This is a genomic window from Inquilinus ginsengisoli (assembly GCF_050434925.1).
GTDB classification, from domain to species: Bacteria; Pseudomonadota; Alphaproteobacteria; order DSM-16000; family Inquilinaceae; genus Inquilinus; species Inquilinus ginsengisoli_B.
The window spans coordinates 8,301,491-8,321,164 of record NZ_JBNDJK010000001.1 but is presented as its reverse complement, the minus strand read 5'-3'; the positions used below and the strand labels follow the sequence as shown (position 1 = coordinate 8,321,164).

Genomic DNA, 19,674 nt, shown 5'->3' with positions numbered 1-19,674 from the left:
GATCTGATCTCCGTCACCGTCTCTTCGATTGCGGTGGGGCAATTCATTGCGAAACGCGGGCGTCGAGCGGGCGCCCCTTGTATTCGCCGGTGAGGGTCCGCAGGAACGCCACGATCAGCGCGTTGTCGCGGGCCGGGATCTGGCGCCCGAGCTGGTATTTGGCCATGGCGTCGACCGCGTCGGTGAGGGTCGCGGCCGAGCCGTCGTTGAAATAGGGCGCCGTCAGCGCGACGTTGCGCAGGCTGGGGACGCGGAAGACGAACTTGTCTTCCTCGACCTTGGTGATGTTGTAGAGCCCGAAATCAGGGTTGTCGGGCGAGCCATGCGACCGGAAGTAGTCCCCGGGCGTCCCGAGCACGCCGAACACCTGGAACATGTTGCCGCCGACATTCACCCCCTGGTGGCAGGAGGCGCAGCCATAGGTCTTGAACAGGCGGTAGCCTTCGAGCTCGTCGGCACCGAGCGCCGCCGCGTCGCCGCGCAGGAACTTGTCGAACCGCGCATTGGGCGTGGTCAGGGAGCGTTCGTAGACGACGATCGCGTCGGTGATGGTCTGCGGCCGCATCCCTTCGGGATAGAGGCTGGCAAATGCCTGGCGCAGCGCCTGGTCCTGGGCCAGCTTGTCGATGATCGCCGGCCAGGTTTCGCCCATCACGGTCGGATCGTGGATCGCGGCCTCGACCTGCTGCTCCGACGACGCGAAGCGGCCGTCCCATGTCGGGCGGAAGTTCAGCGTCGAGTTGAAGATCGTCAGCGTGTTCCGCTTGCCCGTCCTGCCGGCAAGTCCCTTCGACTTGGCCAGCCCATCGTCGCCGCCATTGTCGAGGTCATGGCAGGACGAGCACGCGTTCTCGTTGTCCTTGGACAGCCGGACATCGTGGAACAGGGCCTCGCCCAGATCGACCTTGCGCTGGTCCAGCTCCAGCTGGAACGGGATCGGCGCGATCGGTTCCGGCGTCTGCGCCTCGACCAGTGCGGGCCCCAGCAGCGCCAGGGCCAGGGCCGGGACGGCGGCGATCAGGAACTGCCGCCCGATGGTCGGGGCCGAAGCCTGCCCTGTTGCGCGCCAATGCTGAAGGTCGAGATCACGTTTCATCTTCTGCCGCCCTGACGAATTCGTGGCCACGACGTGGATGCGTGACTGGAATTAGTGTCTACCGGAAGAAGATCTCCGCACTATGCGATCTGGTTATGGCCGCATCATCGCGGTGATGGGCGGAGAGCCTCCGCCGTTGCGATACCGTCAGGAACAGCGGGCCTCTGGGAACAGAGTGCTGAGAGCCCGTCTGGAAATGCTACTGGTGCGGCCGTCTGACAGCGGTTTCTGCGCTTCCGGTGCTCACGGACCCAAACGTCCGCTGCGCGCCGGTTCTCGAAACCACCGCCAGCCGACTCACACCAGCGCATTTCCAAACGGTCTCTGACACCAGCCCCGAGCGTCGCGCACCGCCGGCCAGGACTTGAGAGTCCCGGCCGGTCGTTGCTCAACCGCAACTGCAGGGAAGGCCTGACATGCTCGCGCGCACCGCCGAACGCAAGATGCTGGTCATACGGGGCGTGCTGCTGACCGGATGGGCCGGGCTCATCGCCTCGCTGTTCTGGGATCCGGTCTCGATGGGCTGGACCCATGCCGGCACCGCGGTCGCGGTCCAGGACGGGGTGCTGGAAAGCGAGCCCTATCAGGTCGGGGCCCGGGTGTTCTGGACCATCATCGTCCCGGTCATCCCGCTGTTCCTGATGGTGTTCGGGCACGAGGCCTGGCGGCGCATCTGCCCGCTGTCGCTGATGTCCCAGCTGCCGCGCTATCTGGGCTGGCAGCGGCAGCGCACGGTGGTGCGGCGGCGGACCGGCAAGCTCGAGCGCACGCTGGCCCTGATCCCCCGCGGCGGCTGGCTCGATCGCAACGCCTGGTACGTCCAATTCGGCATCCTGTTCGCCGGGCTGAATGCGCGGATCCTGTTCATCAACAGCGATCGTTACGCTCTGGCGGCAGCCTTGCTTCTGGTGCTGGCGGCGGCGTTTCTCGTCGGTTTCCTCTGGGGCGGCAAATCCTGGTGCAACTACTTCTGCCCGGCCAACATCGTGCAGAAAATCTACACCGAGCCGCGCGGATTGCTGGAAAGCGCGCCGCACCTGCTGCGCCCGGCCGTGCCGCAGTCGATGTGCCGCACCAGCGGCCCCGACGGCGACCGCAGCGCCTGCGTCGGCTGCGCCGCCAATTGCGGCGACATCGATCTCGAACAATCCTATTGGAGCTCGATCCTCGATCCGGCCCGACGGCGCATCTACTACATGTTCAACGGGCTGATCATCGGCTTCTACTGGTACTTCTTCCTCTATGCCGGCAGCTGGGACTATTACCTGTCGGGGATCTGGAGCCACGAGGCCGGGGCGCTCGGCCGGCTGCTCGATCCGGGCCTGTATCTCGCCGGCCAGGCGGTCCCGATCCCCAAGCTGGTCGCCGTGCCGCTGGTCATGGCGGCCGCCGTCCTGGCCTCGCTGGCCCTGGGCACCGGGCTGGAGCGGGCCTATCGCTGGCTGCGAAGCCGTGGCGGCAAGACCATCCCCGAAACGGAGATCGTCAACCACTGCCTGGCTGTCAGCGCCTATCTGTCGATCAACATCTTCTACCTGCATGGCGGCCGGCCAAGCCTGCTGATGCTGCCGTCATCCGCGATCCATTTCGTCGACATCCTGATCGTCTCGCTCAGCACCATCTGGCTGTGGCAGACGCTCAATCGCTCGGCGTTCAAGTATGAGCGTGAGAAGATCTCGTCAAATTTGCTCAATCAATTGAAAAAACTGAAGATCGACTTCAGCCGATACCTGGATGGCCGGTCGGTCGGCGACCTCAAGCCCGACGAGATCTACGTCCTGGCGAAGGTACTGCCGGAGCTGCCGCACGATCAGAAGCTCGAGGCTTACCGCAACCTGCTGGACGATGCCATCACCACCGGCAAGACCGGGACGGTGTCCTCGGCCGAGCTGCTGCACGACGTGCGGCAGCAGATGGAGATCAGCGACGAGGACCATCTGCGGCTGCTGGAGGAGCCGGAGATCTCCGAGGCGGCAGTGCTCGGTGCGGTCCGCACCACCACCAAGGAGCGGATGGCCTGCGTCGCCAACTACCACCAGATCCTCGGCCGGTATCTCGTTGCCCATGTCGCTTCCGGCCGGACGCTCGACACGATCCGGACCGATCCGGGCATGCAGGCGACGATCAGGACCCTCCGCACCAGCCTGCAGATCACCGATGCCGAGCATCGGGACGTGATGGCGGAGTTCACCGCGCCGGGCGGCATGCTGGCCCGGCAGATGGAATCCATCCTCGACGCCCTGGTGAAGCTGCAGGGGGCGTATTTCTGCCTGCAGAGCTCCAGCCTGCCCGATCGCTTCGCCCGGACGCTGAACGAGCTGCTGCTGGCGGCCGGGGCGGACCGGTTCGGGGCACTGCACGAGGCCGGCCTGTCCTGCCTGCATGCCTTCGGCGACGGCAAGCTCGGGCGCTGGTATGCGCAGGACCTGGCCGCGCTGGCGGGCGACGGCGTGATCGACGCATTGTCCCGCCCGGTCTCGGGGCAGGAGGAGGTCCGCTGGGAGGAGGCTCTCGACGAGACGATCACCGCCATCCTGCACGGCGCGGCCGCGGCGCCCGATGTCGACGGCAAGCGGCCGGCGGAGCTGCCGCGGCGGTCGTTCCGCGAGGTCATTGCCGCCGGCCTCGATCGCGCCGCCAGCCTGGAGCTGCTGCTGGAGCACGAGGCGCCGGTCGTCCGCGCCCTGACGCTGACCGCGTTCAGCTATGTCGACGATGCCCTGGCGCGCGGCGCCGCGCGCCGGATCGCGGAAGACGGGAAAGCCGACGGCCACTGGCTGCTGCGGCAGACGGTGGACATCCTGACCGGCGCTGCCGCAGCCGCGGAGGACGCTGGCGCGTCCGAGCCGCTGATCCATGCCGTGGTCGCCCTGCCCGACGGCACGCAGATCCGGTCGACGCATGCGCAGCCGGTGATCACCGTGGGCCGCGGACCGGGCAACGACATCACCATCCCCGGCCCGGCGGTGTGGCCGTACCACATGGCGCTGTCCTCGGCCCATGGCGAGGTCCGCATCCTGCGGCTCGACGGGGCGGGCATCTTCGTCGACGGGATTGTGCAGGACGGCGAGTCCGCTGTCCTCCGCCGCGACGCCGTGCTGACCTTCGAGCCGGGCGCCGGACCCAGCCTCCGGATCGACTGGCAGGACGCCGCCGAAAGCCGCTACCTGCGGTCCTTCGACCCGGCATTGCGGTTGGTGGCGCTGGCCCGCAGCCCGGCGCTGCGGCCGCTGGGCCTTTCCGCTCTCGCCGAGATCGTCCGCGACTGCCGGGTCGGACGCTTCCGGGCCGGCGACGCGCTGCCTGCGGCGGCCGGTTCGGGCGACACGCTCTTCCTCCAGTTCGGATCGATCCGTTCGTCCGCGCGCCTGTTCGAGGCCGGCGACCTGATCGAACCGGGCGATGGCACGCACGAGATCGTCAGCGACTTCGCCATCGTCATGGCCATCCGGCGGCCGGGCCTGCTGGCGAAGGTGCCGGAAGATACCCATCGGCCGCTGCCGGTTGCCGCCGAGGTGGCGGATCTCACGCCGTCTCTCCGCTACGCCAGCTGATCGACGGATCCAACCAGACCAAGAACCGACCAGACATGGAGGGCCATGCGCATGGACACGCTGACCGAAAACATTACAGCTGAAGCACAGGGAGTCGATCTGGCGGTTCTCGTGTTTCTGGTCTTCATCTACGTCTCCGACAGTGAAAAGGACATCACGCCGCAGGAGGTGCAGCGTTTCCAGACGCTGATGAACGACCTGCACTGGACCGACAATGAGGATATGTGCCGGGCGCTGACGACGCTGCGGTTCAACTACACGGCGACCTGGGCCGATTACGAGGCCGGGACGCTGGGGGCGGACAGCGATGCAATCACCCGCCAGCTGGCCCGATTCGAGGAGGAGTTCGGCGACGAGCGGGCGAATGCGCTGAAGGCGGCTCTTGCCGACCTGGTGCAGCGCATCAGCCGGGGGCCTTCCCGCGCGGGCGTCCGCTTCGCCCTCGGGGAGTCGAAGGGGCGCGCCACCGCCAGGCAGGAGCTCGAGGCGCTGCTGGCGCAGCCGATGCCGGCCGTCGCGGCGACCGAGCTGCGAGAGGCCGAGATCGGCCCGAAGCCGGAGCCGATTCCGACGGCAGGCGCCCAGCCCTGGACCACGGCCCCGATGGCGATCGGCGAAGCGCCGGTCTGGCAGGGCGGCCGGCTCAAGGTGCGCTGCATCGCCGCCATCGACGAGACGCGGGACACCAGGACCTTCACCCTGGCCGCCGACCCGCCCCGCCTGTTCAGCTACAAGCCCGGCCAGTTCGTCACGCTGGAGCTGCCGGTCGACGGCCGGACTCTGCGCCGCAGCTACACGATCTCGTCCTCGCCGTCGCGGCCCTACACCCTGTCGATCACGGTCAAGCGCGTGCCCAAGGGGTGGGTCTCGAACTGGCTGCACGACACCATGACGCCGGGGTTCGAGCTCGATCTGATCGGCCCGCACGGCCATTTCACCTGCGTCGACAGGCCCGCCGCCAAACTGCTTTTCATCGCCGGCGGCAGCGGCATCACGCCGGCGATGTCGATGCTGCGCTGGCTCGCCGACACCGGCTGCGCCGCCGACATCGTGCTGATCAACAATGTCCGGACGCCCGATGACGTGATCTTCGGGCAGGAACTGCAGCATCTCAGCTCGCGACTGGGCGATGCGCTGCGCCTTGCCATCGTGCCGGCGCGGGTGTCCGCGGGACAGTCCTGGAACGGCCCGACCGGCCATTTCAGCGAAGCGCTGCTGCGTCTCCTGGCGCCGGACGTGCTGGAGCGCGAGGTCTTCGTCTGCGGCCCCGGCGGCTACATGGCGATGGTCAAGACGCTGCTGCAGGCCCGGGGCTTCCCGATGGCCCGCTACCATGAGGAGAGCTTCGGCGGCGTGTCAGCCTCGGTTCCCGCCCTGCCGGCGCCGCAGACCTTGCCGGCGACCCAGGTTGCGCCGGTTCCGAAGGCGACCGCCGCGGCCGCCCCGGCCCCCGCCGCCGCTGCCGCCGAGGCCAGGCTCGTCTTCCAGGCCAGCGAGCGGACGGTCGATTGCCGCGGCGGCGAATTCATCCTCGATGCCGCCGACCGGCATGCGATCCCGATCCAGAGCTCCTGCCGTTCCGGCGTCTGCGGCACCTGCCGGATGCGGAAGCTGAGCGGCACCGTGAGCATGGACGGCCAGACCGCCCTCTCCGATCCCGAGATCGCGGACGGCTATTTCCTGGCCTGCATCGGCCAGGCCCGGGGGACCGTCGTCATCGACGCCTGAGAGACCGTCCGCAAATGCTACTGGCGCGGCCGTCTGATGGCGGTTTCTCCGCTTCCGGTGCTCACGGACCCAAACGTCCGCTGCGCGCCGGTTCTCGAAACCACCACCAGCCGACTCACGCCAGCGCATTTCCGAACGGTCTCTGAAGCTGGGGAGGCGGCAGCCGATCAGCCGCCGCTTTACCGGGTCAGGTCGTCGATCAGGCTCTGCGGGTCGGCGGCGCTGTTGTCGCGCATCCGCCGCATGTGCCGGACGAACAGGTCGACATAGGGCAGCAGCGCGTCGGAGCCGCGGGCGTGCAGCTCCGCCTTCAGCGCCGGCAGCTGGGCGGCGATGACCTCGTCGGAATAGTCGCTGCCGGTGCTGAGCACGGTGTCGACATAGGTCTCCCGCGAGGTCTTGACGGTGTCCTCCAGCCCGTCCCGCTGGGCCTCCATCTCGCCGATCCGGGCGGTGGCGTCGGCGATGGCCTTGCGGATCTGGGGATCCTGGCGCCGCGCCTGCAACTGCCGCAGCGCCGGCCGGGCCACGCCCTCGATCGCCCTCTGCACCGCCAACAGCCGCTGATGATCGATGCGCAGCTTGTTGCCGAGCAGGGCGCCGACATTGATCAGCAGACGGATGGTCCGGTCGCGCGCGTCGTTGCGGTCGACCAGCGCCTCGCGGATCGACCGGCCGGCGTCGCGCAGCTGGGCGCGGACCGTCTCGTCGCCCGCCTGGTCGGCGAGGCGGTCGATGGTGCCGAGCGCGGTGTCCTCGCGGCGTGCGGTCGACGGCGCCTCGCCGGAGGACGGCATCGCCTCCCAGGCCTTTTCGATCTCGGTCAGCTTCTCCGGCGAGGTCACCACCGGCGCCGCGACCACGAGGCGGAAGCCGAGCTGCCGGCTTTCCGTGGCCGTGGCGGCGCCGGCGGCATAGTAGGGCATCTCGACCCGCATGCCGGACCGGATCTGGCTCAGCGGGGTGTTGTAGTCGCCGCCGCGCGCGATGAAGCCGCCGGCCTGGCCGTGCAGCCGGCCGCGCCGGTTCAGCCGGAAGGATTCCAGCATCATCTCCGCGGCGTTGCCGAGGATGTCGTGCAGGCCCAGCGGATTGGGCTTGAGCAGCCCGATCGGGTGCAGCCGGCCCTCGGCCGAGCCGGTGCCCTGGTACCAGATGTAGTCGGCGGCGCCTTCCGGCATCGGAAAGCGCGCCGCCAGGAAGTTCTCGGAGGACACGGCCATGCCGCCGCGGGCGGCGTATTCCCACTCGTCCTCGGTCGGCAGGCGCAGGAAGCCCGGGGTGCCCGATTCCGCCGGCAGCGCGTCGCGGGCATGGGCCAGCAGCCATTGCGAATAGCGGTTGGCGAAGCCGATCACGTCGAACCAGGAGACCTCGGTCTGCGGCACCCGCTGCCGCATCCCGGGATCCGGGCAGGCATCGCCGGACAGCGCGGCCCATTGGGCGCGCGTGACCTCGTATTTGCCGATCAGGAAATAGCGGGTGCCGGGCGCGGCCGGGTCGCCGAAGGCGCCGGCGATCACGTCATAGCGCCGGTCGCTGAAGAAGCCGAGCTCGGGCTGGGCATCGCCGAACTGGACCCGGACGTCGTCGAGCACCCCGGTCGAAGGCAGGGCGACGCGGCGGAACGCCATGGCGCCGCCGCAAGGCATCGGCAGCACCACGTCGCCCTCCGCCGGGGCGGGGTTGTAGGCCTCCGCCGGCCAAGGGGCGTCGTCGGCGGAGGCCGGGTTCGGGGCGGCCAGGAGGAAGGCGACGATCAGCAAGCCCGGGAGGGACGATGGCCGGCGCTCAGCCATCGCGCAGCTCCTTGGAGACTTCGATCCGGGCCGCCAGCAGGCCGCCCCAGCTGGCCGACAGCAGCGCCGCCGCCATCGTCGCCGCAGCGGCCACGCCGAGATGGACGGGCAGCAGCCGGCAGATGCGCTCGCCGGGCAGGAGCCCGGTGGCGAACACGGAGTTGAGCACGGTGGCGGCCCCCTGGAACACCGCGGCGCCGAGGACGAGGCCGAGCAAGGCGATCAGCACGGCCTGAGTGACCGGGAAGGCGACCAGCGCGCGGGTCGGCAGGCCGATCAGCCGCAGCAAAGCGAGGTCGCGGCGCTTGCGCTCGACATGGCTGCGCAGCCCGGCCGCCAGCGAGATCAGGTAGCCGAAGCCGCCGCAGCCGGCGATCAGCCAGAAGGCGATGCCGAGACTGCGGTCGAGCGACTGCATCTGGGCGATGTCGGCCTCGGCGGTGCGAACCGCGACGTCCTGGCTTCGGAACGCCTGCTCCAGCCCGGCCACATCGTAGATCGAGCGGGCATAGAGGCGGAACCGGGCGAAGCTGCGCTCGGCCTGCGGCCGCGGTGCCCCGGGCCAGCCGCGGTCGTCGACGGCGTAGCCGTCCCGCCAGTCCTCGGTGGCGACCAGCAGGTCGAGCGGCGCCAGCATCGCCTCGTCCGGCGAGACCGGCTGGTCGGTGATGCCGGAAACCGTGAGCGGGATGCGCTGCGCCTCCAGCACGCCGTCGCGCTGGCGGGTGATCTCGGCGATCAGCCGGCCGCCTTCGGCGACGCCGAGAGACTCGGCCAGCCGGCGGGTCAGCACCACCGCGGCGCCGGATGGAGGCTCAGAGGCCCCCAGCATCGGGTCGCCCGGCCCGGTCGGCAGCAGCGGCGTGCCGGACAGGGTGCGCCCGCCGGCCTCGCTGCGCAGCCGGGTGACGCCGGCGGCGATCGCGCGGGTCGCCGGCGTGACGAAGGCGACATCCGGCCGGGCGGCGAGCCCGGCGAAGAAGGCGTCATCGAAGCGGCCGCTGCCGGCGGCGACGATCTCGCGGTTGCGGGGATCCTCGATCAGGCGCTGGGCCAGGGTATCGATCAGGCCGAAGCGCAGCCCGAACAGGACGAGGAGAGGCGCGAGCACGGCCGCCAGGCCGAGCACCTGGCACAGGGCGATGCGCCAGTCATGGCCGAAATCCCGGGTGGCGAGGCGCGCCGCCATGGCAATGCGTCCGGTCATCGGCTCAGGTCCAGAAATAGGCGCGCACCACGTCGTCCTCGCGGCGCAGGCTATGGCCGATGGTTCGCCGCCCGGTGGCCTGCGTGCGGGCCCAGTCATGCGAGGCGATGACGGCGGTGGTGCGGAAGCGTTCGACCGTCTCGACCAGCAGGGCGAAGACCCGGTCGGCCGTCGGCGGATCCAGCGAGGCGGTGGGCTCGTCGGCCAGCAGCACGTCGGGGCGATGGGCCAGCGCTCGGGCGATGGCGACCCGCTGCCGCTCACCCACCGACAGCCGGTCCGGCCGGAGGCCGAGCAGCCGGCTCAGGCCCAGCCGCTCCGCCAGCTCGCGGACATGGCCGGGATCGTAGCGGCCAGCGAGGCGAGCGGTCAGGGCAATGTTCTCGACCACCGAGAGATAGGGCAGCAGGCCGCCGGTCTGCAGCACATAGCCGATGCTGCTGGCCCGGATTGCGGCGAACGCGTCCTGCCGCCGCCGGCGCCACAGTGCGGCGAGATCCAGCGGCGGGCGGCCGAGCGCCGCCAGCTCGAAGATCTCCGCCTGGTCCGGCGCCAATGTCCCTGCCAGCAGGTCGAGCAGGGTCGACTTGCCGGATCCCGACTGGCCGTTGAGGAACAGGATCTCGCTGCGCGGCACCACCAGGTTGCTGACATTCAGCTCGAACCCGGCTGTGCCGGCGCCGCGCCGCAGCACCACGTTGCGCAGCGTATAGACGGGGGCTGGGCCGATCATGGCAGCGCATCGAGCGGCATCGGATAGACCGCGTCGCCGCCGGTGCGCTGCCCGTCGAGCGCGATCCACAGGTCGGTGTTGTCGTAGATCTGCTGATACAGGGTCACCTTGGCCTGCAGGTCGTCGAGGAACTGGCGCTGCTGCCCGAAGCTCCAGGACAGCCAGTCATCCTCGGTCAGCTCCATGATCCGGCTGCGATAGGGCAGGCCTTCGAGGTATTCCCCGATCAGGCCGAGATCGGCGAGGTGCCGCGCCTGCTCCTGGCCGACGCCCTCCGGCCGCCGGGCCATGGTCGCGGCGGCGCTGCGCAGCTGGCGGAAGAAATCGTTCGGCGCCACCCGCGTCGCCTCGCCGGCGTCGATGATCGCGCCGAGCGTCGACTGCAGGTCGGACAGCTGGTTCTTGCTGATCAGCACCCGCACGTCGAGCGCCTTGCGGGCCGGGTTGGCGATGTCGCGGTCCGAAATCCAGGACGAGAACAGCCGCGGGACCTGGCCGCCTTCCTTCTGGCCGAGATAGGCCAGCTGCATGGCGCGCCCGACCAGGCCGGTGCGGGCCAGCGCCTCGCTGCTCGGATCGTTGGTGTCGGCAGGGGCCGGCGCATCCGTCGCCGGCGCCACCTGGCCCTCCGCCGCCGACTGCATCTGGCCGAGCATGATCCCGGCGATCCGATCGATCACCGACCCGAAGCTGCGCAGGTCGCCCCCTTCGATCGGGAAGTACAGGCTGCCGACATTCGGATAGTCGGACAGCGGCTGATAGGCATCCTCGGCGGCGGCATGGTCGTCCTTGCCGGCCGCGGTCTTCAGATGGATGACCAGCACCGCGGCGCCCTTCGACTGGGCCAGCAGCCGCAGCTGGTCTGGATCAAGATGGGTGGACGAATAGGGGTCGTTGGCCCGTCGCGGGCTGGCATCGGTGATCAGGACGATCAGGCGGCCGGCCACCCCGGTCCAGTCGATGTCGTCCAGCGCGGCCTTGACCCCGGCGAAGGAATCCTCGCGGAAGTCGCGGTTGTCGGCATGCGAGACCTTGGCCGCGTCGAAGCGATCGAGGAAGCCCTTCGGGTCGAGCCCGTCGGACAGGGTGGCGAAGACCTTGGCGATATACTCGTCCGGACGGCCGTCCTCGAGCACGTCGCGGAACCCGACCAGGCCGAGGCTGAGCTTGTCGCCCTCCTCGGCATGCAGCTTCTCGATCAGGCTGCGGATCGTCTCGCGCGTCCGCGCCACATAAGGGTCCATCGACACGGTTGTATCGACGACGAAGACGACGCCGGCGCGGTAGCCGGCCATCACCTGCGCCGCGTTGCCTGGGTCGGTCGCCTGCGGCGATGAGGGCGCCGGCTCCTGCAGCGACGTCGCCGCCACCTGCAGCGCCAGGCCGGGGAAGCCCTTGGCGAAATAGCCGTCGGTCCAGTTCAGGATCGGCAGCAGGTAGAAATCCTTGGCCGGGTCGACCCAGGTCGACGGCTCGAGTGCCGCGATCGGGCTGTCCGGCGGCAGCGTTCCGGAAACGGCGGCCTGGCGCAGTGCGCCGGCCTGGGCGTCGGCATCCGGGGCCTCCATGATCGACAGCAGCGGCGCCGAGTCCTTGAAGAACAGCGAACGGTCGCGGTTGACCGGGTTGGTGAAATTCACCACCAGGGTCTGCTTCCAGTCGATCGCCTCGGCCTCGGGAAGCCAGCCCAGCGTCTGGCCGCCGGTGGTGGCCCCGACCTCGAGCCAGTTGCCGCCGTCACCGGCCGCCCGGGCATAGACGAAGAACATGGTCAACGGCGGGATCTCAGCCTCGGCCGGCGGCCCGCCCGGGGACTGGGACGGCCGCGCGCCCGGGCGTGTCAGGACCCGCTGCCACAGGCTCGTCGTGCCCGTCATCAGCAGCGGCTTGCGGGCGCCGGCAGGAGGCGCCGGATCCTGGGCGATCGCCGGGGCGGCGCAGGCCGCCAGCCAGGCCATGGCCAGGAGTGCGGCGAGGCGGAGCCGGAAGGCTGGTGTCGTCATCGCGCGGACTCCGCGTTGTCGAGGGCCTGCAGCCGGGCGCGGGCGATGCCGATGCCGCGCTGCAGGGCCAGGGCGTAGAACTCCCGCGCCCTGGTCGGGTTGGGCGCGCTGAACGGGTTCGGGCCGGTGGTCCGGACATTCGGGTCGTAGAACTGCGCGAGGCCGAAGGCGGCGTCGCCGCTGCCGCGCCGCGAGGCCTCCTCCCACAGCACCAGCGCCGTGTCGGCGTCGCGCTGCTCGGTCAGGAAGCGCTGGCCGGCGGCGAAGATCTCGGCCGGCGCCAGCCTCAGGATCCGTGGTAGCTGCTCACGGTCGAGCTTCTGCGCCGGCTCCGCCGCGCCCGGCGGTGCCGACATCAGCAATGCCGGCGTGGACGTCGCCGGGGGGATGTCCGAGCCGGACCACCACCACAGGCCCGCGCCGGCCGCCAGGGCCAGCAGCAGGGCAGCACCCTGGACCGGCCGCGACCGCAGCAGCGCGGACCAGCGCGACCGGTCGGGCTGCGCCTCGTCGACCAGGCTGCGCATCGATTGCGGCCGGTCGCGCGGATCGGGGGCCAGCATGCGGGTGATCTGGGTGACGAGGCCGGGCGGCACGCCGTCCAGCTCGGGGGTGGTCTTGCGGGCCTCGACCGTGGCCATCATGGTCTTGCCCATCTCCAGCGGCCGGCCGCGCGCGGCGGCGGCGAGGACGAGGCCCAGGCTGTAGATGTCGGATCGCCCGTCGACCTGTGCGCCGAACAGCCCGATCTGCTCCGGCGACGCCCAGGAGAGTTTGCCGGCGAAGCGGCTGCCCACCAGTGTCCGCATGCTGGGGTCGGCGAAGCGGGCGATGCCGAAATCGATCAGCTTCGCCCGTTCGAGCAGGCCGTGCTCGAGGATCACGTTGTCGGGCGACAGATCGCGATGATAGATGCCCTTGTCATGCGCCTCGGCCAGGCCGGCGGCCAGGCGGTCGCGCAGCTGCGCGATCTCGTGCGGCGCCAGCGGGCCTTGGCGCAGCCGGTCGCGCAGCGACGGTCCGTCGACATACTCCATCACCAGGTGCAGCCGCCCAGTGGCGTCGCGGAACAGGCCGTCATAGCTGACGATTGCCGCGTGCCGGATCTTGCGCAGGGCTCCGGCTTCGCGCAGGAACAGGCTGACGATCGACTCGTCGCCGACCAGGTCGGGCCGGATGATCTTGATCGCGTGCAGCGTCCGCTGGTCGCAATGCTCGGCCTGGTAAATCTCGCCCATGCCACCGCGGCCGATCAGCCGGGTGATGCGGTAGGTGTGCAGGACCACCGTGCCCGGCGCCAGCGACGGCCCGTCCTCACTCGGCGCTGTCGGGGCGTTCGGTGCGGCCGAGGCGCTCGGCGCGGCCGGGCCGACGAGGCGCGTCTCGTCGGCCGGCGGCATCTCGGCGTCGCGGATCGGATCGGCGATCATGGCTCGGCTACCAGACCGGCGGCAGCTCGCTGATGACCAGCACGGCCGGCACCGGCCGGTCGGGCGCCTCGACCGAAGCGACCCAGATGGCATAGGGACCGTTTCCGGGAGAGGTCAGCGTCATCACCGGGTTGACGCCGCCTGCCTCGCTGTCGTCGGCACAGAGCCATTGCCCAGCGGGCGTGTGCACCACCAGCGCCGTGTCCGTGCCCGCCGCGACGTAGAAATTCACCGGGCCGTGGACATCCTCGAGATCGATGGTCGCATCGGGGCGTTCCGGCGTGATGTTGCCGACACAGTCGCCGGCCAGCCCCACGACCGAGCTGCGCCCGCCGGCCAGCACGCCGATTGGCAGGGGATCAGTCCGGAAAGCGCCGGTCAGAGTGGCGGCCAGGTAGTATGGCCGGGCGGTCGGGTCCGGCGCCGTCGCCGAAGCCGGTGCGGATGCGATCTGCTGTGCGATCGCCGTTGGTGCCGTCAATAACAGGAAGAAAAGAACCGCAAAGGCGCGTTTTGCGATTGGCATCATGGCCTCCAGGGTCGGGGCTGTTCTCGGCGAATATGCGATGTGATCTGCAGGCGGACCAGAATTCACCGGCGTTTCGGCCTGGATACGATCATGCCAATTCCGCATGCTCTACCGCGGCTGCGCCGGGGCCAGGATGCGGGACTTCTGCGACCCACCTTCGAGAAGGCGCTGCCCATGTCTCCGTTCAAGCCGCCGATGATCGTGCTCGGTCTGGGCCTGCTGTGCGCCGCCTGCGCCGATCGCCTGCCGGACCCGAAGCCGTTTTCCCACTTCGGCAAGGGGCCCGAGGCCACAGCCGCGGGCACAGTGCCGGTGACGCCCGTCGCGGTCACGACGCTGCCGATCGAGGTCATCGCCCGCAAGGCGCAGTCCTCGCGGGTCACGCTCGACCGTGCGATGGATACGGTGCAGCAGCGGCTCAGCACTCTGAAGAAGCTGGTGATCGAGGCCAGGGCCAATCTCGGCCCGAACGGCACGCCGGCGCAGTACGCGGCGCTGCGGCAGGCGGAACGCCAGGTCCGGCGCGGCATGGTGCAGGCCCGGATCTCCACCGGCGACCAGACTGCCGGCTGGACCGAGCAGGCGTCGACGATCAACGATCTCAGCGGCCTGATCGTCTCGGTCTCCGGCCTGGTCAACACGATCGGCGACGGGCAGCCGGTGCCCGGGACGACGGCGCAGGCCGAAGAGGCTGCGAAGCCGTCCGATGTCGGTGAGACCGGTGTGTTCACACCGGTGCAGGCCGTTCCCGTCGCCGCGCCTGCCGCCCCGGCCGGTCCGGTCGCGGCAGCCGGGGCAAGCTGAGCCTCGGATCGATCCCGGAGAGGAGATGGAGGGCGGCTTCGGGCCGCACTTTCAATTTGAAGTGACGGCGACCAGCATCGATTTCAGCGCCTGCCCGGCCTGCAGGAAGGGCATCGGGTCGATCGCCTCTTCCGCGCGCCGGATCTCGTAATGCAGATGCGGCCCGGTCGACACGCCGGTCGAGCCGAGCCGGCCGATGACCGTGGCGGCCGTCACCTCCTGACCCGCCTCCACCGCGATCGACTGCATGTGGCCGTAGCGGGTCACCAGGCCATCGGCATGCTGGATCTCCACCATGTTGCCGTAGCCGCCGGCCGGCCCGGCCCGCAGCACGCGGCCGTCGGCGGTCGCGTAGATCGGCGTCCCCGCCGGCGCCACCAGGTCCAGCCCGGCATGCAGGGTGGGGACGCCGGTCACCGGATGGACCCGCAAGCCGAAGGGACTGGACAGCCGCAAGGGCACGCGCAGCGGCACGGCGAGGGGCCAGCCGGGCAGGCGGGCCGCCAACATACGGGCCTGCGCATCGATCGCCCCCGGAGAAAAGGGGCGGATCGCAACGCCGTGATCCCCCGCGACCGGCGGCAGGCCGAGCTGCTGCAGCGTGCGGTCGATCGCCGCGACGGCCACGGCCAGCCGCGCCGTCTGGGCGAAGCGGCGGTCGGCTGCGGCCAGATCGCCCTCATCCGCCGCGGCCGGCGCGCTGTCCTGGGACGGCGCCTGCGCGGTTTCGCGTTGCGGTGTCGGCTCGGAGGCATCACGAAAGACAGCGAGGCCGAGCACCGCGGTGAAGGACAAGGCGAGGGCTGCCGCGGCGCTGACGACCACAGGCCGGATGCGGGATTGCGGCCGGGGGCGGGCCGGCGAAGGGATCTCCGCCGGTTGCGCCAACGTCGGCAGCCGGTCGGGCAGCGCCAGCACCACCGCTCCGCTGCCATGCCGGCCGGCAGCCTCGGCACGCTGCACCAGCAGCCGGGCGGCGGCGTCGGGCGGCAGCCTTTCCAGCAGCAGCGCGGTGCCGTGGACGATGTCGGCAATGGCCGGTGCGGCGAGGATGACGCGATCGCTTGCATCCGGCCGGACGCGGACCGTCCCGGCGTTCACCTCCCCGGTGATGGGGACGAGGCCGGCTCGGCCCAGGCGATGAACGCTGCCGCCGCCCAGCCGCAAACACAGCAGATGCGGCGGCCGCAGCAGGACGATCATTGCCGAGACGCCGGTCTTCCGCCGCGCGATGCGCGCCAGTCGCGCTTCGTCAACCGCGCCATCGAGTGCGGCGAGATCCTCGAAAAGGCGGCTGGACCGCGCGTCCCCGGCCGCGACCACGGCCCACAGCCCGAGCTCGGGGCGGCAGAGGCACGCGGCACCGGCAGCGCCGGCAATGATGCCGGGGGGCTCGGCGATGACGTCCCGCGGCATCAGTCGAGAGCCGCGGCGGGCGGCGCGACATCGGCCGGCATGCTGCCGGCGGTCGCGACGAAGCGGCGAATGGCATCGTCGAGCAGCGGGGCGCCCTGCAGCTCCGCACCGTCGAGCCAGGCATAGCGGCGGTCGATGGCGGTCCACAGCCGCAGGCCGCCGAGCTTCCGGGCCAGGGCCGCGAGGGCCGCGTCGTCGCCCTGGCCGCGGTCGAACAGCGTGGCCCGGCGGGCGGCGACGGCGAGGCGCAGCAACGGTCCTTGCGATGGGGTCAGCGCGGCGAGGAGGTGCGTCGCCGTCTCCGGATCGGCGGCAGGGGTCAGCTCGAGCTCGTCCTGCAGCCCGTCCCAGGCGCGGGCGACGTCGTCGAGATAGAGTGCCAGCACGGCGGCGGTCAGGTCGCCGCCGCCCGATGGCGCCGCGCCGAGCACCCAGTCGTCGGAGTCCAGGGAGGCGGACAGATCCGTCAGCGCCGGCACGACCACCCGGTGGAAGCCGTCGGCGGTGAGCAGCCCCGGGATCGGCGTGGCCAGTGAGGCGCCCGACCGGCGCCGCACCGTCCAGCTGTCCGTCCCGAGCACCAGATCGGCGCGGAAGGGCGGCAGGCTCTGGGCCGCGTCCGAGGTGCGGATTGCGGCATAGGCCCGGGCCGACAGCGGCTGGTCGCGCAGCCGGATCCGGATCCGCTCCACCACCGCCATGTCCAGCGGCGGGGCGAGGCGCGGCTCGGCGGCGAGGGCACGGTCGAGCTGCAAGACCAGAGCCTGGCGCATCTGATCCGGGGTGGTCATCGACCAGTCGGTCGACGCCCACAGCCGGATCAGCCCGTCCTGCCGCGGTCCGGTGCCGCCGATGGCCAGCGCCGCCTTCAGCCCGTCGAAGGCGAGGTCCGAGGCGACGTCCGGCCGGTCGATGCGGGCCAGGATCCGCTGCGCCAGCCGGCGCAGGAACGCGTCCCGCAGCAGGTCGCGGTCGAGCCCCGCGGTCGCGGCGGCGAGGTCGTCGAGCGGCGCGGCGTTCAGGCTCAGCCGCCGCCACCAGGGCAGGGGAGCCGCCAGGGGCGAGGCGGCCAGGGCATCGAGGGCGGGCAGCGCGGCCGTGGGATCGTCCGGCGCAGCTTCAGGGGCGGGCGTCGCCGCTGTCGCGTGATCGATCGCGGCGCGCGCCCGGTCGGCGACACGGTGGTTCGAGACATGGATCGCCGCCAAGCCGGCCAGCAGGGCTGCGGCCAGGATGCAGCCCGCGATGCGGGCCGGGCGGCGATGGGTGCCCATGGCCCGCGGTCACACCGGCGCCAGCTTCGGCGACGGCGGCGGCGTCGGCAATTCGGGGACGGGCGGCGGCAGCCCCGCCGCGGTCAGGGCCTGGAGCAGCGCCGGGGTCGGCGGAGCCGGAATCGCCGGCGGCATCGAGACGATGGCGCCGGCGCGGGCGGGCCGGGCCATCATCCCGATCGTGGTGCCGATCATGGCGATGCCGGTGGCGCTGATCTCGATGATCTGCGGGCCCGTCACCCCCGTCACCACGAAGCGGATCTTGTCGGGCGTGACCTCGATGCGGCTGGTGCCGGGCGTCGCCGCGGCCTGCCCCGGCGCCATCGCGGTGGGCGACGAGGTCAGGACGTACTGCGTCTTGACGTCGACGGAATAGACGTCGCCGACCTCGACAGTGTGGTCTTTCTGCGCCTTGAGATAGACCTCCTCCTGCCCCCGCTTGTCCTCGAAGCGCAGCTCGTTGTAGGCGTTGACCGCGCCGCGGTCGGTGTGCGTCCGGAAGGTCGAGCGCGTCTTGTCCGCCGGCAGGGTCTCGGGCGGATCGTTGGTGGCGTTGTAGACGACCCCGGTCACCAGCGGCCAGTCGGGGTTGCCGTGAATGAAGTCGACCACGACCTCCTGGCCGATGCGCGGGATGATCAGGCCGCCGAAGCCCTTGCCCGCCCAGCTCTGCGCCACCCGGATCCAGCAGGAGCTGTTCTCGTCCTTCTTGCCCTCGCGGTCCCAGAAGAACTGGACTTTGATGCGGCCGAGCTTGTCGGTGGTGACGGTCTCGGCCCTGGGGCCGACGACGACGGCCGTCTGCGGCCCCTGGATCACCGGCGCCGGGGTGCGGCGCTGCGGGCGGTACTGGGTGGTCGCCGGGATGATCTCGACCATGCTGCGGTAGAGGAAGCGGTCGCCCTTCGCGTCGACGGCGTTCTCCCCGGCGCCGCCGACCTCTCCGACCTCGCCGACGACCGTGAACTCGTTCCCAACCGCCAGGAAGCGCTCGGTGGGCTTGGGGCGGGAATCGACGTCGCCGTAGTAGAACGGGTTCGCCGCAGTGAAGATCGCCCCGGTCGTGATCTGCCGCGCCGTGCTCTCGACCCGCGCCCGATAGGCGTTGCAGGCCAGCTCCTCGGCCCGGATCGTGGCGTAGAAATCGCCGTCCTTCTTCTCGATGTAACGGCCCGGATAGACGAAGGTCTCCTGCGTCGGCGAGGTTCCCGCGGCGGTCGAGGTCTTCGCCGCCGTCACCGGCGCGACCGGTGTGCCGCCGGGACGTCGGGAGGCGGCGGCGCCCGTAAGGGTCTTGCGCGGCGGGATGCCGCCGACCTTCACGGACGGAACGCGCGCCACGGCCTCGAGATTCGCCGTCGGCTTCTCGTGGTCGTAGTCGTTGAGGACGATCTTGTCCGGCTGCATCGACACCACCTCCTCCCAGCGCAGGATCAGGTCCTCCTGGTGCAGGTTCCGGGCCGGCCGCAGGTTGTGGTGGGTCTCCACCACCTGCGGCGTGCAGGGCTTGTGGCTCGAGGCGTTGTCGACCAGCACCAGGTCGTGCCGGTTCTCCGCATGCTCGAAGTAATAGTAGATCCCGTCCTGCTCCATCAGCCGCGCTGACGAAGGCCAGGTCGGTCTCGTCGTACTGGACGCAGAAGGGGCGTCGCGGCAGCCGCCCGGTGGGCCGGCCCTTGAAGGTGCCTTTATGCTCCTGGAAGATCTGGGTGATGATCTCGAGGCTGGTCTTGTTCTGAAAGATCCGGCTGTTGCGACGATAGTCGAGCAGCGACAGCCAGGGCCGCACCTCGGCCACGTAATTGAGGCGCTCGGTGTCGTCGAGGCCGAGATACTGGAACCGGGTGACGATGCCGTGGAAGAACCGCGTCGCCGTGCCCTTGAGCTTGAGGCCGACGGTCAGGGTCTGGCCGGGCACCTTGGCGAAGGTCTGGATCGGATCGGGGCTGGCGAGCGTCACCTCATAGACGAAGGGCTCGCCCAGCCGCTCGGTGCCTCGGAGCCGCCGGAGATAGACCTCGTTCAGCTGGAATGCGGCTGAGGTCACCGCCGCGAAGCGGTTGTCCTTCAGCAGGGTTTCGATCGTCGACAGGGGCATGGT

General features: G+C 70.5%; 13 protein-coding genes and 1 pseudogene. 3 read left to right on the top strand and 11 right to left on the bottom strand.

The genetic code is table 11. From position 1 onward, the window contains the following. Positions 1–43: 43 nt before the first annotated feature. On the bottom strand, positions 44–1,096 hold the full coding sequence (locus tag QFZ27_RS38770; protein WP_429232280.1) for a cytochrome-c peroxidase: 1,053 nt from the start codon (positions 1,094–1,096) through the stop codon (positions 44–46). 416 nt (positions 1,097–1,512) lie between these two features. Here QFZ27_RS38770 and QFZ27_RS38765 point away from each other — a divergent pair, with 416 nt between their 5' ends. Then, positions 1,513–4,650 carry an FHA domain-containing protein gene (locus QFZ27_RS38765; RefSeq protein WP_429232279.1) on the top strand — a complete coding sequence of 1,046 codons (3,138 nt, stop codon included), beginning with the start codon at positions 1,513–1,515 and terminating at the stop codon, positions 4,648–4,650. A gap of 51 nt (positions 4,651–4,701) precedes the next feature. Beyond that, positions 4,702–6,378, top strand: a complete 1,677-nt coding sequence (locus QFZ27_RS38760) for an FAD-binding oxidoreductase (protein WP_429232278.1) — start codon at positions 4,702–4,704, stop codon at positions 6,376–6,378. Between the two features lie 179 nt (positions 6,379–6,557). Here the strand turns inward: QFZ27_RS38760 and QFZ27_RS38755 are convergent, their stop codons facing one another. From QFZ27_RS38755 to QFZ27_RS38730, 6 genes are read right to left on the bottom strand one after another with little or no spacing between them, the layout of a single operon-like run. After that, positions 6,558–8,177 carry a formylglycine-generating enzyme family protein gene (locus QFZ27_RS38755; RefSeq protein ID WP_429232277.1) on the bottom strand — a complete coding sequence of 540 codons (1,620 nt, stop codon included), beginning with the start codon at positions 8,175–8,177 and terminating at the stop codon, positions 6,558–6,560. Beyond that, positions 8,170–9,384, bottom strand: coding sequence for an ABC transporter permease (locus QFZ27_RS38750; protein ID WP_429232276.1), 1,215 nt, complete (start codon positions 9,382–9,384; stop codon positions 8,170–8,172). Before QFZ27_RS38750 ends, QFZ27_RS38755 begins: the two co-directional genes overlap by 8 nt. A 4-nt stretch (positions 9,385–9,388) precedes the next feature. Further along, positions 9,389–10,117, bottom strand: coding sequence for an ABC transporter ATP-binding protein (locus QFZ27_RS38745; RefSeq protein ID WP_429232275.1), 729 nt, complete (start codon positions 10,115–10,117; stop codon positions 9,389–9,391). After that, complete coding sequence (locus QFZ27_RS38740; protein ID WP_429232274.1) at positions 10,114–12,120, bottom strand: vWA domain-containing protein; 2,007 nt, start codon at positions 12,118–12,120, stop codon at positions 10,114–10,116. Before QFZ27_RS38740 ends, QFZ27_RS38745 begins: the two co-directional genes overlap by 4 nt. Next, complete coding sequence (locus QFZ27_RS38735; RefSeq protein WP_429232273.1) at positions 12,117–13,550, bottom strand: serine/threonine-protein kinase; 1,434 nt, start codon at positions 13,548–13,550, stop codon at positions 12,117–12,119. Before QFZ27_RS38735 ends, QFZ27_RS38740 begins: the two co-directional genes overlap by 4 nt. A gap of 7 nt (positions 13,551–13,557) precedes the next feature. Next, positions 13,558–14,184 carry a hypothetical protein gene (locus QFZ27_RS38730; RefSeq protein ID WP_429232272.1) on the bottom strand — a complete coding sequence of 209 codons (627 nt, stop codon included), beginning with the start codon at positions 14,182–14,184 and terminating at the stop codon, positions 13,558–13,560. Positions 14,185–14,253: 69 nt separating this feature from the next. On the opposite strand from QFZ27_RS38730, the gene QFZ27_RS38725 reads away from it, so the two are divergent. Further along, positions 14,254–14,883 (top strand): hypothetical protein, encoded by a 630-nt coding sequence (locus QFZ27_RS38725; protein WP_429232271.1) that lies wholly within the window; start codon positions 14,254–14,256, stop codon positions 14,881–14,883. Between the two features lie 51 nt (positions 14,884–14,934). On the opposite strand, the gene QFZ27_RS38720 is transcribed toward QFZ27_RS38725, so the two are convergent. The 4 genes and pseudogenes from QFZ27_RS38720 to QFZ27_RS38705 all read right to left on the bottom strand — a co-directional run. Then, positions 14,935–16,299 (bottom strand): peptidoglycan DD-metalloendopeptidase family protein, encoded by a 1,365-nt coding sequence (locus tag QFZ27_RS38720; protein ID WP_429232270.1) that lies wholly within the window; start codon positions 16,297–16,299, stop codon positions 14,935–14,937. Beyond that, a complete protein-coding gene (locus QFZ27_RS38715) occupies positions 16,299–17,573 on the bottom strand; it encodes an ImcF-related family protein (RefSeq protein WP_429232269.1) in 1,275 nt (424 codons plus the stop codon). The genes QFZ27_RS38720 and QFZ27_RS38715 overlap by 1 nt, the downstream gene beginning before the upstream one ends. Before the next feature lie 9 nt (positions 17,574–17,582). Further along, positions 17,583–19,166, bottom strand: coding sequence for a type VI secretion system tip protein TssI/VgrG (gene tssI, locus QFZ27_RS38710; protein ID WP_429232268.1), 1,584 nt, complete (start codon positions 19,164–19,166; stop codon positions 17,583–17,585). A gap of 70 nt (positions 19,167–19,236) precedes the next feature. Next, a pseudogene (locus tag QFZ27_RS38705) lies at positions 19,237–19,671 on the bottom strand (contractile injection system protein, VgrG/Pvc8 family); the annotation flags it as partial. Positions 19,672–19,674 lie beyond the last annotated feature (3 nt).

Coding starts and splice junctions, on each gene's coding strand:
- QFZ27_RS38730 (WP_429232272.1), bottom strand. CDS start 14,184: ATGCGGAATTGGCATGATCGTATCCAGGCCGAAACGCCGGTGAATTCT.
- QFZ27_RS38725 (WP_429232271.1), top strand. CDS start 14,254: ATGTCTCCGTTCAAGCCGCCGATGATCGTGCTCGGTCTGGGCCTGCTG.
- QFZ27_RS38765 (WP_429232279.1), top strand. CDS start 1,513: ATGCTCGCGCGCACCGCCGAACGCAAGATGCTGGTCATACGGGGCGTG.
- QFZ27_RS38750 (WP_429232276.1), bottom strand. CDS start 9,384: ATGACCGGACGCATTGCCATGGCGGCGCGCCTCGCCACCCGGGATTTC.
- tssI (WP_429232268.1), bottom strand. CDS start 19,166: ATGGAGCAGGACGGGATCTACTATTACTTCGAGCATGCGGAGAACCGG.
- QFZ27_RS38715 (WP_429232269.1), bottom strand. CDS start 17,573: ATGGGCACCCATCGCCGCCCGGCCCGCATCGCGGGCTGCATCCTGGCC.
- QFZ27_RS38745 (WP_429232275.1), bottom strand. CDS start 10,117: ATGATCGGCCCAGCCCCCGTCTATACGCTGCGCAACGTGGTGCTGCGG.
- QFZ27_RS38735 (WP_429232273.1), bottom strand. CDS start 13,550: ATGATCGCCGATCCGATCCGCGACGCCGAGATGCCGCCGGCCGACGAG.
- QFZ27_RS38755 (WP_429232277.1), bottom strand. CDS start 8,177: ATGGCTGAGCGCCGGCCATCGTCCCTCCCGGGCTTGCTGATCGTCGCC.
- QFZ27_RS38760 (WP_429232278.1), top strand. CDS start 4,702: ATGGACACGCTGACCGAAAACATTACAGCTGAAGCACAGGGAGTCGAT.
- QFZ27_RS38740 (WP_429232274.1), bottom strand. CDS start 12,120: ATGACGACACCAGCCTTCCGGCTCCGCCTCGCCGCACTCCTGGCCATG.
- QFZ27_RS38770 (WP_429232280.1), bottom strand. CDS start 1,096: ATGAAACGTGATCTCGACCTTCAGCATTGGCGCGCAACAGGGCAGGCT.
- QFZ27_RS38720 (WP_429232270.1), bottom strand. CDS start 16,299: ATGCCGCGGGACGTCATCGCCGAGCCCCCCGGCATCATTGCCGGCGCT.